This window comes from Thalassospira sp. B30-1 (genome assembly GCF_015767575.1).
In the GTDB taxonomy this organism is placed as follows: Bacteria; Pseudomonadota; Alphaproteobacteria; order Rhodospirillales; family Thalassospiraceae; genus Thalassospira; species Thalassospira xiamenensis.
In genome coordinates, this window is the sequence record NZ_CP065232.1 from 19,566 (window position 1) to 35,499 (window position 15,934).

Genomic DNA, 15,934 nt, shown 5'->3' on the forward strand with positions numbered 1-15,934 from the left:
GAAGCTTGGTTATAAGCACCCGATGCAGCGCTATAAATGTACCGTCGAATATAATGGACGTCCCTATCACGGGTGGCAGTTCCAGGACGAGGTGATCTCGGTCCAGCAGGTTTTTGAAACCGCGCTGGAAAAGTTCATCGGCGAATTCGTACGCGTATATGTATCTGGCCGAACCGATGCCGGGGTACATGCGTTTGGCCAAGTCGTGCATTTTGACCTGCCCCGTACCTATCCGGCCGATGCCGTAATGAATGCAATCAATCATCACCTCAAACCTGACCCGGTTGCCGTGATTGACTGCGTTGAAGTCGGTGAAGACTTTCACGCCCGGTTTTCATCCAAGAAACGGTACTACATGTATCGCATCATCAATCGGCGTGCGCCGCTGACGATTGATGCCGGTCTTGCATGGGGCATTTTCAAGCCGCTTGATATTGATGCGATGAACGAAGCTGCGGCCTATCTTATCGGTACGCATGACTTCACAACCTTCCGCGCAAGCGAATGCCAGGCCAAAAGCCCGATCAAAACACTGGAAAAGCTTGTCGTGACGCGCAGCGAGCATGACCCGCTTGATATTCGTGTGCATACCGAAAGCCGGTCATTCCTGCATCATCAGGTTCGTAATATGGTCGGTACTCTTGTTCTGGTCGGCAAGGGCAACTGGAAGCCGATTGACGTCAAAACAGCACTGGAAGCTTGCGATCGTAAGGCAGGCGGCCCGACTGCTCCGGCTGACGGGCTTTATTTCGTCAAGGTCGATTACTGAGCATTACGGATCTGCCGAAATTTGGCTTTCTGGTCGTTTTGATCATTTTTTGCACAAATGTTCAGTTGTTTTGATATTCTGTTCTTGAACTGACAGTTAAAGAACACCAGATTCCAATAGGATAAATGCGATTTTTAAATCGCTATGTTGTTCAGGTCTGATCCATCCTGACTATCGGTCAGGATTATGGGTTGTGGGAGTTTTTTGCGTTGGTGTCTTGGGGGCCAGTGCAATGGGGTCAGGGGGCGATAGATCATGTCCAGAAGTATTGTTTTCAAGGTTGCGTTGGCCGCTTTGATCATTTTGATCAGCGGTATTTTCCTGCTTGGCGTTGTGATCATGCAGCGTATTGATCAGCAGGTCAGTGATACCAGTCTGCAATCGCAAAAGCTCAACCTGCGTGTTGCCGCTCTTTTGTTGCAGGATGCCTATCCGGATTTGAAAGTGACCATCGGCGCCGATGGTGAAACGACCAAACTGGTTATGCCGGAAATTCCCGATCTTTCATCGCATAGCCTGATCGACCGTATCGGAACCGCCACAGGCCAGACGGCAACTGTGTTTTCCTGGGTGCCTGCCGAAAAGGACTTCATCCGCGTTTCGACCAATATCATCAAACCAGATGGCCAGCGGGCCGTTGGTACGATGCTGGGGAATGGCAGTGCTGCCTATGGCCCTACCACCTCGGGAAAAACATTCCGTGGCGAGGCGGTCATTCTTGGCACCGCCTATATCACCCAATATACGCCGATCTTTAATCCGGGCGGTGATGTGATCGGCATTCTTTATGTCGGTATTGCCAAGGCCGAAGTTGCCGAAGTTGCAACTGCTATCGAGCTTCGTATCGCGATTGCAGGTATTGTCGTTGCCCTGATCGCCGGGGTGTTGCTGGTGGTTCTGTTGCGCTGGCAGCTTGGCCCGCTTCACGTTCTGGGCAATACCATCGCCCGATTTGTGGATCGCGATTTTTCCGGTGAAGTCGCCTATACCGGGCGAACCGATGAGATCGGTGTGATTGCCGATGGTCTTGTCCGCTGGAAGGAAACAGCAGGCCAGATCAAGGAAGCCGAAGAAGCACGCATCACAGCCGAAAAACGTAACGAGGATGAACGCGTTCAGCAACGCAACCGTCTTGCTAAGCAACTTGAGGAATCGGTCGGTCAGATCGTTTCGTCGGTGCGTCAGGCGACCGAGGGCATGATGCGCTCGACCCGTCAGATGCGGGATTCTGCCGATCATTCGGTTCGCCAAAGCAGCCATGTCAGCGAAGCGGCCAACGAGTCAGCCCGAAGCGTGCAGACTGTTGCCGCCGCGACCGAGGAACTTTCGGCATCAATTACCGGCATCGGAAGCCAGGTTGACGAATCGACATCAATTGCGGAGACCGCCGTTACCGAAGCATCGCGGGCCAACGAAATGGTTAGCGGCCTCGCCGAAGCTGCCGAGCGGATTGGCGAAGTTGTCAGTCTGATTAACGATATCGCCGCACAGACCAACCTTCTGGCACTAAACGCCACCATCGAGGCCGCCCGCGCCGGCGAGGCGGGCAAAGGCTTTGCTGTTGTTGCGCAGGAAGTCAAAAACCTTGCCAATCAGACGGCAAAGGCAACCGATGAAATTGCCCAACAGATTGGCGCGATCCAAAGTGAAACCAAACTGACGGTCGAGGCCATCGAAAAGGTGACCCAGACCATCGCAACCATCAACGATATCACCAATGGCATTTCGTCGTCAGTGTCCGAACAGAATGCTGCTGTTGGTGAAATTGCCAATAGCGCCTCGACCGCATCGCGTGGTTCAAGCGAGGTTGTCAGCAATATCGAGGAAATCCATCAGGCCGCAAGCAGCAGCGGTGCTGCCGCAAGCGAGCTTGATACAAATGTCGGTGCCCTGTCAGGGCAGATCGAAACCCTTCACAGAACGGTCTCCGACTTCCTCAAACAGCTACGTGCCGGTTAAGGGTTTTGTGGCTTCGGGTGAGTTTCGGCTCACCCGAAGAACCAATGCCACAGGAATGGCAGGGTCAGGGCGGTGGCCAGCGTATTTAACCCCATCGCCAATCCTGAAAACGCCCCGGCTGTTTCATTGACCTGAAACGCCCGTGCCGTTCCGATTCCGTGTGCGGCAACCCCCATGGCAAATCCGCGCGCCCGCCAGTCTTTCAATCGGGCCAAATTCATCACCATCGGGCCCAGTGTTGCCCCGACAATGCCGGTTGCGATCACGCAAACCGCAGTCAGAGCCGGGACACCACCAATTTCATCGGCAATACCCATAGCAACCGGTGTCGTGACCGATTTCGGTGCTAGGGAAGCCAGTGTTTCCGGGCTCGCGCCAAGGATCCAGGCCAGAACAACTGTGCTGACACTCGCAACCAGCGATCCGAACAGCACACCGAAAATAATCACCGGCAATGCCCGTTTCAGTGTTTCCATCTGGCGAAACAGCGGTACGGCAAGTGCCACCGTCGCCGGCCCCAAGAGGAAGTGCACGAACTGTGCCCCTTCGAAATAGGTCGCATAGGGGGTGCCGGTGCTTTCCAGCAGCAACGCAATCAATGCAATGGCGATGACCACCGGATTGCAAACCGGATTGCGGTCGGTTTTCTGATACAGCCAGAATCCGATGGAATAGGCGACAAGCGTAATGGTAAGGCCGGTCAATGGCTTGGTCGAAAGATAAACCCAAAGCTGCGTGATATCTGTCTCGCCCATTATTTTGCGTCCCCGTCGCCGACGGATGCCTTGGGTTTGGGAAGAAGTTTCGACATCAGAAGGGCGGTCAGAACCATCGCAAGCAGGGTGGAAAAGATCAGGGCGGCCGTAATCGGCAACCAGTCCCCACGCAGCCGGTCAAGCTGTGTCACCACACCGACACCGGCCGGAACGAACAGCAGCGAAAAATGGATCAGAAGGTTATCGGCGGCATCGGTCAGAACCTTGGGCGGGTGGCGTTTGACAATCAGCCCGATAAACAAAAGCCCAAGCCCGATCACAGGGCCGGGTACAGGCAAGTCAAACAGTTCCGATATCACCTCGCCAAACAGCTGGCAGACAAGGATCAGGGCAAACGCAGCAATCATCAGCAACCTCCCGACATTTATGTCTTTGGATTAGACATAATGACTTTGCGCTCGTTCGACTTTTATTAATAACGAAAAACGCCCGTGCGGAAATGGCACAGGCGTTTGAAGTCATTCGATATTTCAGGTGACGCTAAAGAATTTCCAGAACACTTTCCGGCGGTCGCCCAAGGGCGGCCTTGTGGCCATTGACCACAATCGGGCGTTCAATCGCGCGCGGATGGGCACACAGGGCCCCGATCAGGGCGTCACCACGAAGATCGGCGATGCCTTCTTCTTTGGCTTCTTTCTTGCGCAGGATATCTTCCGGAGCCATGCCCAGCATGCCAAGAATTTCTTTTAATTCCTGTGGGGTGGGTGGTGTATCCAGATACTCGATCACGTCGGGGGTAATCCCCTGCTCCTCAATCAGTGCAAGAGTCTGGCGCGACTTGGAACAACGCGGATTGTGATAGATACGGACCATCATATTCATGGTTCTCCTTCACGTAAAAGGCAGCCTGTATCGGTTCTTTTTAGGGGCTCGATACCGATTGCACCAGTCTGTTGTTGCCTATTTCACCATCATCCAGATCGCCATCGCGACCATCATGATGTTTTCCGTCAGTGAAATGAAACCAAGCGGAACATTGCTGTCCCCACCGACACAGGCGCATTTGAGGTTGCGTTTGTCGATATAAACCGCCTTGAAAACCGATATCGCCCCGATTGTCCCGATGAAAAGGGCAACGGGAACTGCAATCCACATAAGCGCGCCAACAATCATAAGCACACCTGCCAGTGCTTCACCAAACGGGTAAAGATAGGCATATCGCACCCACCGTTGCGCCAGCAGGTCATACCCCAGAAACATGTTGGAAAAACTTTCGATATCCCGAAGCTTCAGGATGGCAAGGATGCACATCGACGTTGCGATGAACCATTCAACTGCCCGAACGGTCAGGAAATCGCCAAAAGCAGCCCAGCTAAGGCCCAGCGCCATAAGGGCTGCCATGCCAAAAACGGCAATGACCGGCTGATAGGTAACCGAATTGCCATCATTTACCGGCTTGCCGAAATATTCCCGCAATTCGTCATGGCCACCGATCCGTTCGCCATCAATGAATGTCTGCGGTGTCGTATCGACATTGTGTTCTGCCTGAAAGTCGTCGGTTTCTTCCCGGGTGGTCAGCCAGTGATCATCGACGGCGTATCCTTCGCTTTTCAAAAGATCGCGCGATTTCAGGCCGAACGGGCAGATATGCTCGTCCATCACCATCCGGTAAAGCGTTGCCTTGCGTGTCTGTGCGGTCATGACTTGATCTCTCTCGTCTTGCCTTTGGGTCTACGCTTTTATGGAACTTGTCGGGTCGGCATTTGTTCCACATAACGCAGAAACGCCTTCTTTCGGGGATTCGAAAAACCCCAGGGCGACAATCAGATGCCGTCAATCATGGAGAGCAGATCGTTCAGGTGATCCAGATCGCTATCAATGATCCGGGTGGCGGTGTCATAGCCAAACCCCTGTCGTGCAAGTGCGGCCAGATCCTTGTCGCGTTTTTCATCCCGCTGGTCGGGGCGGCGAAACGGGCCAAGCCGACGGCGTCGGGCATAGGCCGCGGCGGCGGCAAGGTTGGGATCAGTACCCCGGACATCTTCATAGGCCGCCTGATCGGCTTCCTGCCTGAGGTCGGTGATGGTGTCATCGATCATGTGCGATGCAATGCCGCGTGCATTCAGATCGGCGGCAATAACCCGTATGGCCTTGCCCTTGCGCAGAAGCGATCTGGCACGTCCCTTGGCATAGGCGGTGTCATTGATAAATCCGGCATTCTCGCAAGTGTTCAGAACGCTTTTCATCCATTCTTCGGCTTCCTGCGGATCGGTGTCGTATTCCGCAACTGAAATCCTGATCTTACCACGCATCAGTTTTTCAAGCCGGGCGCGTGACGCGGCAAAGCGTTCCAGATACCAGGTGGCATAATTCATCAGATAGTCGCGCGTTACCCGGCGCGGCTTTTTGGGTTCGCGTGGGTTATGGTCTTTACCTTTAGCCCTGCCTTTGCCGGTAAAACTGGCGTTTCCGCCAAATTTTTCCGCTTGGCTGTCAGGCGCTAAATCACTGCGGTTTTCGTGTGATTCTTTCATTTCACCCAATGCTGATCGATACGCACCCTTGCACTTGATGCCCGACTCTCCCTATTTTACCGGCAATTGTCTGCATTTTTTCGAAGGATTTTTCATGCAAGAGCTAGCACCGCGTCAAATGGGCGCGATCAACTGGCTCGGTCTGTGGACGCTTTATGCCAAGGAAGTTCGACGTTTTCTGAACGTCCATCTGCAAACCATCGGGGCCCCGGTGGTTACCAGCCTGTTATTCATGGCGGTCTTCCTTCTGGCACTCGGGCGCGCGGTCGAGACGGTCAATGGCGTTCCCTTCGCCACCTTCCTTGCCCCCGGTCTGGTCATGATGACCATGGCCCAAAACGCATTTGCCAATACCTCAAGCTCGATCATCATATCGAAAGTACAGGGCAATATTGTCGATGTTCTGATGCCACCGCTTTCGGCCGGTGAAATGGTTGCCGGTTTTGCCTTCGGCGCGGTTACGCGCGGCATCATGGTGGGTGTCGCCACCACCATTGTCATGGCGTTCTTTGTTGATGTCGGCATCCATAATATCTGGGCTATCCTGTATTTCGGAATCTCTGCATCGCTGATGTTGTCGCTTCTGGGGATTGCCGGTGGCGTCTGGTCGGAGAAATTCGATCACATTGCTGTTGTGACCAACTTTGTCATCACCCCGCTTTCCTTCCTGTCGGGCACGTTCTATAGCGCCGAAAACCTGCCCGAAGCTGGCAAGGTACTGGTCCATTACAACCCGTTCTTCTACATGATTGACGGGTTCCGCTATGGTTTTACCGGGGTTTCGGACGGCACGGTAATGACCGGAGTTGTGGTCTTGGCCGTGGTCAATGTCCTGCTTTGGATTCTGTGCTATCGGATGATCAAAAGCGGCTACAAGCTCAAGGCCTGATCGCCAAAACAGGGCGGATTTCAGCATTAAATTCCGTTTAAGGGCAGCATTCCGCATCGGATGCTGCCCTTTTTCATATCAGCCCTGTCTATCTAAGGGGTTTTGCGTCGTTGACAGAGGTCAGGAATCTCTTGATACTCCGCGGCTTCCCGGTATTCTGCTGGAGCTGACCTGTTGGTCAGGAATGATTTTTTACCCCTGATTGAGGAATGAAGAAGTGATTACTCCCGTCATGCCGACCTACGCGCGGGCCGATCTGGCCTTTGAGAAAGGTGAAGGACCTTATCTCTATGCGCAGGACGGCCGACGATTCCTCGATTTCGGGTCGGGTATTGCAGTGAATACCCTTGGCCATGCGCATCCGCATCTGGTCGAAGCCTTGACCGAACAGGCCAAAAAGGTTTGGCACACGTCGAACCTGTACCGGATTCCGGGGCAGGAAAAGTTGGCAGCACGTCTGGTTGAAAATACCTTTGCCGACACCGTGTTCTTCTGCAACTCCGGGGCGGAGGCCAACGAAGCTGGCATCAAGATGCTGCGCCGCTACCAGTATGTCAGCGGTCATGCCGAAAAGAACCGGATTCTGGTGGCAACCAATGCCTTCCACGGTCGGACGCTTGGTACCCTGACCGCCGGTTATAGCGATAAATACCGCGAGGGCTTTGGCCCGATGCCTGATGGTTTTGATCGTGTGGCATTTGGCAATCTGAACGAATTGCGCGATGCGATCACGCCCGAGACCGCCGGTATTCTGGTCGAACCGATCCAGGGTGAAGGTGGTATCTGCAAGGCCCCCGAAGGGTATCTTGAAGGGCTGCGCAAGGCTGCCGACGAGTTCGGCCTGCTGGTCATGTTTGACGAAGTCCAGACCGGCGTTGGTCGCACGGGCAAACTTTACGCCTATGAATGGTCGGACATGGTTCCTGATATCATTTCGTCGGCCAAGGGCCTTGGCGGTGGTTTCCCTGTCGGGGCTTTGCTTGCCAATGAAAAGGCGGCGGCGGCCCTGACGGCGGGTATGCATGGCACAACCTTTGGCGGTAACCCGCTTGCCATGGCGGCTGCAAATGCGGTCCTCGACGAAGTTCTTAAACCCGGTTTCATGGACAATGTTCTTGCCATGAGCCAGTTGATCCGTGACGGCCTTGCGGTCATTGCCCGCAAACATCCGGGCTTTATCGCGGAAGTTCGTGGCATGGGCCTGCTTTTGGGCATGAAAACTGTGCCGACCAATGTTGATGTTGTCGCCAAGTTGCGTGAACTGGGTCTTTTGACCGTTCCGGCAGGCGATAATGTGGTGCGCCTGTTGCCGCCGCTTAACATCACCAAAACCCATGTCGACGAGGCGCTGGCAGCAATCGATGCCGCCGCGGCAGCCTTGGCGCAATAAGGAAGATTGAAATGACTGATATCAGGCACTTTCTCGATCTCGACAAAATGTCGGCGGGAACGCTGAACGATATTCTTGAACTTGGAGCGGTGGAAAAGGCAGGCAAGGCACCGTTTGGTGACAAACCGCTGGCGGGCAAAACCCTTGCCCTGATCTTTGAAAAGCCGTCAACACGTACACGTGTGTCTTTCGAAGTCGGCATGCGACAGCTTGGCGGTGACGTTGTAATCCTTGATGCCGCAAGTTCGCAACTTGGCCGTGGTGAAACCATTGCCGATACCGCGCGTGTCCTGTCGCGGTTTGTTGATGCGATCATGATCCGTACCACGGACGAATCGAAACTGCTGGAACTGGCGAAATATGCCACCGTTCCGGTGATCAATGGCCTGACCGATCAAAGCCACCCCTGCCAGATCATGGCCGACCTTATGACCGTCAAGGAACACAAGGGCCGCCTTGAAGGACTTAAATTCGCCTGGGTCGGGGATGGCAACAATGTTTCGGCGTCCTTTATTCATGCGTCGCCGAAATTCGGGTTCTCGCTTGATATGGCCTGTCCGGCGGGTTATCGCCCCAATCAGGGCCTGATCGAAACCGCTAATGCGGAGGGTGGCAAGGTTCGCATGACCGATATGGACAGTGCGCTGGACGGGGCCGACGTCATCGTTACCGACTGCTGGGTTTCGATGGGGGACGAGGACGCCGATGCCCGCATGGAAGCATTGGCCCCCTATCAGGTCAATTCCGCCGCGATGGCCAAGGCAAACAAGGATGCGATCTTCATGCATTGCCTGCCTGCCCACCGTAACGAAGAAGTCACCGACGATGTGATCGACGGGCCGCAATCGGTGGTGTTTGACGAAGCCGAAAACCGTCTGCATGCGCAGAAAGGGGTTCTGCTATACTGCTTTAATGGCTTGCCTTCCTGACGGTGCAGACTAAATAGGCATCAGAATTTTGGGGCGGACAGTGATGTTCGCCCCTTTGCTTTGGCGTGACATGGCTGGACAATGCGGTTCTGCTGTTGTTATACGCCCCGGAACACGTAAAAACGCGGAACCCGAAAATGCAGATCGCTGTCGATTTTTGTCAGCCCTTCACGCTGGATCATTCCAATATTCGCGGCCGTTTCGCACGGCTTGGCCCGACGGTGCAGACCATCATCGGTCAGCACAGCTATCCGTCGCTTGCAAATCATCTGCTGGGCGAAATCATCGGGCTGGCTGTCCTGCTGTCCTCGGCGCTGAAATACGAAGGCCTTTTCACCCTTCAGACCTCGTCTGATGGTCCGATTGGCATGATGGTTGTCGACGTCGATAGCGATGGCAACATTCGCGCCTGTGCGCGTGTTGACGAAGACCGCCTCAGCACCATGATTGCAGCCGAAGACGGCGGTGAAGACGCCCTGCGCGGACAGGTGCACAAGCTGATGGGGCATGGCCATATCGCTTTCACCGTGGATCAGGGCGGTGATCATGAACGCTATCAGGGGATTGTATCGCTTGAAGGCAATACGCTTGCGGAATGTGCGGAGGCCTATTTCCGTCAGTCCGAACAGATCGAAGCTTCCTTCAAGCTTGAAGTCCATCAGGGTGAACAGGCCAATGACTGGTGGGTTGGCGGTCTGTTCCTGCAGCGTCTCCCGGCCAGTGCTTCGGGCGATGCGGCAACCCCGGAAGAAGCAGAAAAAATCACCGAGGACTGGAACCGCTCCAAGATCCTGATGGCAAGTGCGACCGAAAACGAACTGGTCGATATTTCGCTATCCGCCCATGACCTGATCTGGCGTCTGTTCCATGATGAAGAACCGCGCGTGTTTGATCAGACGGCGTTGCAGTTCAAATGCCGTTGCTCGCGCCAGAAGATCGAAGGCGCGCTTGTATCCTATCCGCTTGAAGAACTTCTAGATATGCGCGAACCCGACAGCGGCGAAGTCGCGGTTTCCTGCCAGTTCTGCAACACGCGATATGGCTTCAACGAGGCCGATCTGCGTGCGCTCAAATCCGGCGAGGATGCATAAGTTTCTGCATCGGGGCGGTTTTTGATCGTCACAGCCTTGCCTTAATCATCAAGCAACGTCACCATGCCCACACAAAGGTATGGTGGCGTTTTTATTTGAGGCAGGAGAAAGACTTGATGAAGGCATTGTCCATCAATGGAATGCGCATGGCCCTGGCGGGTGCGGTTGTTGCTCTTCTGGCGGCCTGTACCAGCGCACCGGTGCAAACCTATCCCGATGTGACCTGGCGCCATCTCGACCCGATTGTATTTGCAGCCGGGCCGATTGAAAAAGTGGCAGCCTATCCGGCCGGGGGTGACAACAACCTTGAGAGCTATCTGCCGTTCAGCCTTGGCAAGATGGCGATGAACTGGCCTGATGACCGCATCCAGACGGCAGGCACCAGTGATGTTTTGCGTTATAGCGTGACGGAGGCATCCATTACCTCAAGCGTGCTTAAGACGAAGAAGGGTTTTTCGGGTGTTTTTACCGATGATCAGTCCGAAAAGGTCGAAATGAAAGTTTCGGCCAAGCTTGAAGTCCTTGATCCGAACGGCACCCAGAAGGGTGAAGTTGCTGCAACCGCAGTTCGCACCCGGACCCTATCGGAATCGATGTCCGTCGCCGAACGTGAAAAGGCGGTCTATGACGAAACTGCAACGCTCCTGATGGACCTAGATCGTGAACTGGAACGCCAGATCAATAACAATCTGGGGCGTTTCCTGCTGCAGTGATCGACTTCCTGTTTGGGATTTGAACAAAGCCCAAAGACCGCGATGATCGGCCATCGCGGTCTTTTTTGTTGCGCGCCACTGCGACACGCGGGACAAACATCGAGTTACGATTTCCAGTTGCCAGATTGTGCCAAGCCTTATGTTTGAGATCCCGTTGCCCTTCGTTGTTGCCTTGTTGCTGGCGATTTTGCTGGTGCGCCTGACCCTGCGCGGTCCGGCCGGGCCTGTCGGGCGGAGCATGCGGATATTCGTTGCCGCCAGTCTGGCACTGGTGATTATGGTCGGGTTGCGCTGGCAATTTGATCTTTTGGTTTTCCGTTTCTTGCGACCCTTATTTGCCGCGATGCTGCCGCCCATCGCCTGGATATGCTTTGCCGCACTCGGTTCGGAGGAGCGGTCGCAAACCAGATGGCGTTGGCTGCACATTATCCCGGTTTTGGCGATTTTCATCGCAAGTCTGACCTGGCGAAAATGGCATATCCAGGTTGATTTCCTGATTTCAGTGGAGTTTGCCGGATATGGTATTGCGCTAATGATTCTGGCCAGCCGCGGCGAAGACCGTTTTGCGCAGGCACGGCTGGGCGATATCGGATCGGTTCGGGGCATTGTTGCCGTGGTTGGCGGGGCGCTGATTTTCTCAGGGCTCGTTGACGGGCTGATCGCCCTTGATTTCAGCATCACGCAAGGCACAAACGTTACAACAATCGTCGGCTATGCGCAGTTGGTTGTTCTGGTGGTGTTGGCGTTGCTCATGGTCCGGTTAGAGCGGCTCAGTCCGCAGACCACGCAGTTGACTGACAGCGTGACCGAACCCGCACTTGCGCAGCACAAAGACGACCGCAAAGACAACAACGATATCGCCGGGGATGATGCCATCCTTGCTGCGATTGATGAGGTCATGCGCACGCAGCATCTGTATCGGGATCCTGATCTGACACTGGATCGGTTGGCGCGCCGTGTGGTGATCCCGGCGCGGCAAATTTCCGGGGCGATTAACCGCCGGTTCGGGCGCAATGTGTCACAGGTCGTCAATGAATACCGCGTGGCAGAGGCGCAAATTCTGTTGCAGACGACCGCTAAGCCGGTAACCGAAATCATGTTTGACTGCGGGTTTCAGACCAAATCGAACTTTAACCGCGAATTTGGTCGCGTGACCGGGATGGGTCCACGGGCATATCGCGACGCGGACCCAAGTTCTGATCAACTGGCCCCCGATCAACCGTTCGGTCCGATCAGGAAGCTGTTTTTAGAGAATGCAGAAAGTCGAGAATAAGCGTGATGGTCTGTTGATGCAGATCTGATCGATCCGTTGCGTCATCGCCATCGAGACAGATAATGCCATCACCCGGGACGTCCTGTTCAAGGAGGATCGCGGCATTTGGTTTGCATTCCGGCAGGAAGCTGAAATGCGCGGCATCGGGCAGGTCATGATATTGGACTAAGTTGGTCGGCATGTGTTGGATCAGATAACCCGATTCAAGTTCCTTGGGGATTTTCGGATTGGATGAACCGGCAGCAATGACCAGAACCGGGATGTCGATGGCCGCCAGACTTTCCGGGGTAAAACCACGGGCAAGGCCAAGATCAAGCGAGATCGCAGCACGAATGCGTTTGTCTTTAAGGTCGGCGGCAAGCTTTGTGCGTTCTTTTGGTGTACGGCCTACTTCAAGTTCTTTGAGGCCATCACAGGCGGCGAGTTCGGGATGCTGTTTGCAGTCCCCGTCCATGTGATCCATGTCCATCTGCGCGCCTGCGAGCTCAAGTGCAGTCCATCCGCCCAGTGAATGACCAATGACCGTGATGTTGGTTCCGTCCAGATGGGGCGACCATGCGAGATCTTCGGTCAGCGATGTGATCAGGTGACTGATATCAAGCGGGCGGAGCCATAATGCAGATCCGACTTCGGCGGTAACATCGCGGCTGGTGGTTCCGGGGTGATTGATCGCGGCCACCACATAGCCCGCCTGCGCCAGTGCGGTGGCAAGCCATCCCTGATTGCGCCAGTTGCCGCCAAACCCGTGCGACATCACGACCAAGGGATGGCGTCCGTCCTGAATTTTGGCATCAGGCTGCACCATCTGACCGAAAAAGACCGGGTTTTCGCCAACAGGTACTGCCGGGTATGTATCGCTGGTCGGATACCAGATTGCACCAACCAATGCGCGGTTCCCATCGCTTGCGCCGATGGTGGTTTCCGTGAAACCAACGGCATAGGGCGCGCCATGAGATGGTGTGGCCATGACAAAAGCCGCCAGAGTGGCCAGCGTGGTGACGGTAAAACGCAACATGCTTGATCCTTCAAACCAAATGAAATGATGCGATGAGTTTTACCGGTCGGGGAGCTGTTGGCGTCCTGGATCGCGATCAAGGACCTTTCAGTGTGCCGTCCTAAAATACGTTGACGGTTTTTCCAGAAGCCAGCGGCCTAATCATCCGCTGGCTTTTTGATGCACGCATTCTGGTGTTTGCATTGCCAGAGCGATGTGCGGTCGCATGGTATTGTAAGCATTGATGGCTTCGTTGAACAGCTTGGCTAGATCTTCGAATGTTTTGCACCGGTGCAGGATGAACTCCTGTTTGAGAATGCCATTGACGCGCTCGGCCAAAGCGTTCTGATAATGGTCATATCCATCCGTCATCGACGGGGTGATTTGATTTTTCAAAATTTTTTTTCCAGCATCTTGGAATAATTGGGCCTGCCAGCTGTCTAACCTTTATGTCGTCATTGAACATAGAGGTCCCCCGATGTCCCACGCTTCGTTTTCGCCCCGTTCCTTTGTTGCGCGCCGCATCATGGCGTTTGGCGTATTTGCCTGTATGTCGGTTGCCGGAATTGTCGGCATGGCTATTGTCGCCAATGCCCATAACGGTGTTGATCATAGCAAACAGGGTTCAATGCCCCGTGATGATCACGAAGCCCATAGCGGGCATACCATGCCCGAAAGCGCATCGGCTGATATTCCCGAACATGAAAAGCCGTTTCTGGCAAAAAATGCGGCCGCCATGGACAAGATGATGGCTGATATGAATGTCGCGCCGACCGGCGATATTGATCGGGATTTTGTGGTCATGATGGTCCCGCATCATCAGGGGGCAATTGATATGTGCGCGGCCTATCTGCCTTATGCCGGCAATACGCAGCTCAAACGCCTGTGTCAGGAAATCATTGTGACCCAGCAACAGGAAATTGTTGCGATGTATCTCGCCATCGGGGCGGAATTGCCGCCTTCGGCCCCGGCATCGACTCGTTAACCACGAATGCCCATGCCTACGCAGTGGCAACCGTTCACCGCCTAACATTGGCCGCCTGTTACCTGCCTATCGCCTTTCTTCGATATATTTCTACGCCTGCTGCATTTCCGTGCGCCATATCTCCGCCCCTGGTCAGAAGAAACCAAGGGCAGGGTAAGTCGCCTTACGCCAAGGAGTACTCATGAAGAATATTTTTGCCAGAACCCTTATGGCCAGAACCCTTATGGTCTGTACGCTTTTAGCGGGCAGTTCCGCCATCGTTCTCGCCGGACAGGCCCCCTATCCGGCGGCCAGCCCCGACCGGGTGCTGGGCCATCAGGATCGGGTTTATTCCGCCGACCAGTTTTCAAATACAGTGTCGGTGATTGACCCTGCCGATAATAAATTGCTGGGCGTGCTGCGCCTTGGCGATCCGCAGCCGCGCAACCTCAGCCCGCTGTATCGCGGGCAGTTGCTGGTGCATGGCTTGGGATTTTCGCCCGATGGCAAAACGCTGGCGGTTGTCGCGGTCGGCAGCAACGCCATCAGTTTTATCAACACCCATGACAACACTGTCCTGCACACCACCTATCTGGGCCGGTCCCCGCATGAAACCTTTTTCACACCCGATGGAAGTGAAATCTGGGTAACCATCCGCGGTGAGGATTATGTTCAGGTGCTGGATGCCAAGACATTCGAACCCAAAACCCGTATCCAGACCCCTGCCGGTCCGGGCATGCAGATTTTCTCGCCCGATGGGAAATATGGCTATATCTGTTCGTCTTTCAATCCGGAAACACTCGTGGTTTCGGTGGCCGATCACAAGATCGTCGGCCATGTGAAGCAGGCCAGCCCGTTCTGCCCGAACATTGCCGCCAACCCCGACGGCAGTCAGGTGTGGTTCACCCTTAAAGATATTGGCAAAGTACAGATATTTGATGCCAAACCGCCCTTTGATGTGATCAAGACGATTGATACCGGCCCGATCACCAACCATGTAAACTTTGCCCGCACGGCCAAGGGTAATTTTGCCTATGTCACGATTGGCGGCCTTAATCAGGTCAAGGTGTTTGATACGGAAACCTTTGAACAGGTGGCGACCATTCCGGTCGGGCGGCTGCCCCATGGTCTGTGGCCATCTGGCGATGGATCGCGGGTATATGTTGGGATTGAAAACGATGACCAGCTGATGGCGATTGATACCGCCACCAACAAGGTGATTGCATCCATTCCTGTCGGTCAGGCCCCGCAGGCCATTGCCTATGTCCCCGGTGCGGTAACCGAAGGGACGGGAACCGACAATCTGGAACCGCTGAAGGCAACGGAAAATTCGGTGCAGCTGTCATTGCGTGCGGTTGGCGGGGCCAGGGATGGTTCGGCACCCAGCAACGTGTCGCTGTTTGATCAGGGCCTGACACAGGTGGTGCAGGCCTCGGTCACCGGTCTGGAACCAGGAAAGGAATACGTCCTTGCACTGGCGGGCAATCCGGATGGCAGCGGAACATTGCAGGCCCTGTCGAATTTCAAGGCCAACCCGACCGGGGCAAGTATTGTCAATGCGCTTGGTCCGATCCGCCAGTTGGTCAAGGGCGAGGATGAGCAGCCCAAACGTTATCTGGTAGTGGCTCTGAAAACCGCCGATGGTATTGGCGCACCGGTGCAGGTTCAGGCCGACTGACCCGATATGGTATTTCACCCCGGTTCCGATGCGAG

General features: G+C 54.7%; 16 protein-coding genes and 1 pseudogene. 10 read left to right on the forward strand and 7 right to left on the reverse strand.

Annotated features, from left to right (window positions below; all coding sequences use genetic code 11):
* Window positions 1–22 precede the first annotated feature (22 nt).
* Together truA and IT971_RS00080 are read left to right on the forward strand one after the other, a co-directional pair.
* Window positions 23–769 (forward strand): tRNA pseudouridine(38-40) synthase TruA, encoded by a 747-nt coding sequence (truA, locus tag IT971_RS00075; protein WP_063092144.1) that lies wholly within the window; start codon window positions 23–25, stop codon window positions 767–769.
* A gap of 255 nt (window positions 770–1,024) precedes the next feature.
* On the forward strand, window positions 1,025–2,728 hold the full coding sequence (locus IT971_RS00080; RefSeq protein WP_063092098.1) for a methyl-accepting chemotaxis protein: 1,704 nt from the start codon (window positions 1,025–1,027) through the stop codon (window positions 2,726–2,728).
* A 29-nt stretch (window positions 2,729–2,757) separates the two neighbouring features.
* Here the strand turns inward: IT971_RS00080 and IT971_RS00085 are convergent, their stop codons facing one another.
* The 5 genes from IT971_RS00085 to IT971_RS00105 form a co-directional block, all read right to left on the reverse strand.
* Entirely contained in the window at window positions 2,758–3,483 is a 726-nt protein-coding gene (locus IT971_RS00085) for an LrgB family protein (protein WP_062949716.1), read from the reverse strand.
* On the reverse strand, window positions 3,483–3,851 hold the full coding sequence (locus IT971_RS00090; RefSeq protein WP_062960199.1) for a CidA/LrgA family protein: 369 nt from the start codon (window positions 3,849–3,851) through the stop codon (window positions 3,483–3,485). Before IT971_RS00090 ends, IT971_RS00085 begins: the two co-directional genes overlap by 1 nt.
* A gap of 133 nt (window positions 3,852–3,984) precedes the next feature.
* Window positions 3,985–4,326 (reverse strand): arsenate reductase (glutaredoxin), encoded by a 342-nt coding sequence (arsC, locus tag IT971_RS00095; RefSeq protein WP_063092099.1) that lies wholly within the window; start codon window positions 4,324–4,326, stop codon window positions 3,985–3,987.
* Window positions 4,327–4,404: 78 nt separating this feature from the next.
* Window positions 4,405–5,145, reverse strand: a complete 741-nt coding sequence (locus IT971_RS00100; protein ID WP_063092100.1) for a MauE/DoxX family redox-associated membrane protein — start codon at window positions 5,143–5,145, stop codon at window positions 4,405–4,407.
* Window positions 5,146–5,267: 122 nt separating this feature from the next.
* Window positions 5,268–5,978 (reverse strand): regulatory protein RecX, encoded by a 711-nt coding sequence (locus IT971_RS00105; RefSeq protein WP_063092101.1) that lies wholly within the window; start codon window positions 5,976–5,978, stop codon window positions 5,268–5,270.
* Window positions 5,979–6,072: 94 nt separating this feature from the next.
* Here IT971_RS00105 and IT971_RS00110 point away from each other — a divergent pair, with 94 nt between their 5' ends.
* The 6 genes from IT971_RS00110 (at window position 6,073) to IT971_RS22315 (ending at window position 12,263) form a co-directional block, all read left to right on the forward strand.
* On the forward strand, window positions 6,073–6,867 hold the full coding sequence (locus IT971_RS00110; protein WP_037989340.1) for an ABC transporter permease: 795 nt from the start codon (window positions 6,073–6,075) through the stop codon (window positions 6,865–6,867).
* Between the two features lie 232 nt (window positions 6,868–7,099).
* Complete coding sequence (locus tag IT971_RS00115; RefSeq protein ID WP_063092102.1) at window positions 7,100–8,257, forward strand: aspartate aminotransferase family protein; 1,158 nt, start codon at window positions 7,100–7,102, stop codon at window positions 8,255–8,257.
* Window positions 8,258–8,268: 11 nt separating this feature from the next.
* Window positions 8,269–9,186: an ornithine carbamoyltransferase gene (argF, locus tag IT971_RS00120; RefSeq protein WP_007088293.1), complete on the forward strand. Its 918-nt coding sequence runs from the start codon at window positions 8,269–8,271 to the stop codon at window positions 9,184–9,186.
* 137 nt (window positions 9,187–9,323) lie between these two features.
* A complete protein-coding gene (locus IT971_RS00125; RefSeq protein WP_007088292.1) occupies window positions 9,324–10,277 on the forward strand; it encodes an Hsp33 family molecular chaperone HslO in 954 nt (317 codons plus the stop codon).
* A gap of 116 nt (window positions 10,278–10,393) precedes the next feature.
* Window positions 10,394–10,990: a hypothetical protein gene (locus IT971_RS00130; protein ID WP_063092103.1), complete on the forward strand. Its 597-nt coding sequence runs from the start codon at window positions 10,394–10,396 to the stop codon at window positions 10,988–10,990.
* Between the two features lie 139 nt (window positions 10,991–11,129).
* The gene (locus IT971_RS22315; protein WP_063092104.1) at window positions 11,130–12,263 is read left to right on the forward strand and encodes an AraC family transcriptional regulator; all 1,134 of its coding nucleotides are present in this window, start codon (window positions 11,130–11,132) and stop codon (window positions 12,261–12,263) included.
* Here IT971_RS22315 and IT971_RS00140 read toward each other — a convergent pair.
* A complete protein-coding gene (locus IT971_RS00140; RefSeq protein WP_063092105.1) occupies window positions 12,223–13,278 on the reverse strand; it encodes an alpha/beta fold hydrolase in 1,056 nt (351 codons plus the stop codon). The genes IT971_RS22315 and IT971_RS00140 overlap by 41 nt on opposite strands.
* A 141-nt stretch (window positions 13,279–13,419) precedes the next feature.
* Window positions 13,420–13,650, reverse strand: a pseudogene (locus IT971_RS00145) (integrase core domain-containing protein); the annotation flags it as partial.
* A gap of 85 nt (window positions 13,651–13,735) precedes the next feature.
* On the opposite strand from IT971_RS00145, the gene IT971_RS00150 reads away from it, so the two are divergent.
* Entirely contained in the window at window positions 13,736–14,242 is a 507-nt protein-coding gene (locus IT971_RS00150; RefSeq protein ID WP_007088290.1) for a DUF305 domain-containing protein, read from the forward strand.
* Window positions 14,243–14,423: 181 nt separating this feature from the next.
* Window positions 14,424–15,899: a beta-propeller fold lactonase family protein gene (locus tag IT971_RS00155; protein ID WP_223304950.1), complete on the forward strand. Its 1,476-nt coding sequence runs from the start codon at window positions 14,424–14,426 to the stop codon at window positions 15,897–15,899.
* The last annotated feature ends 35 nt before the right edge of the window (window positions 15,900–15,934 follow it).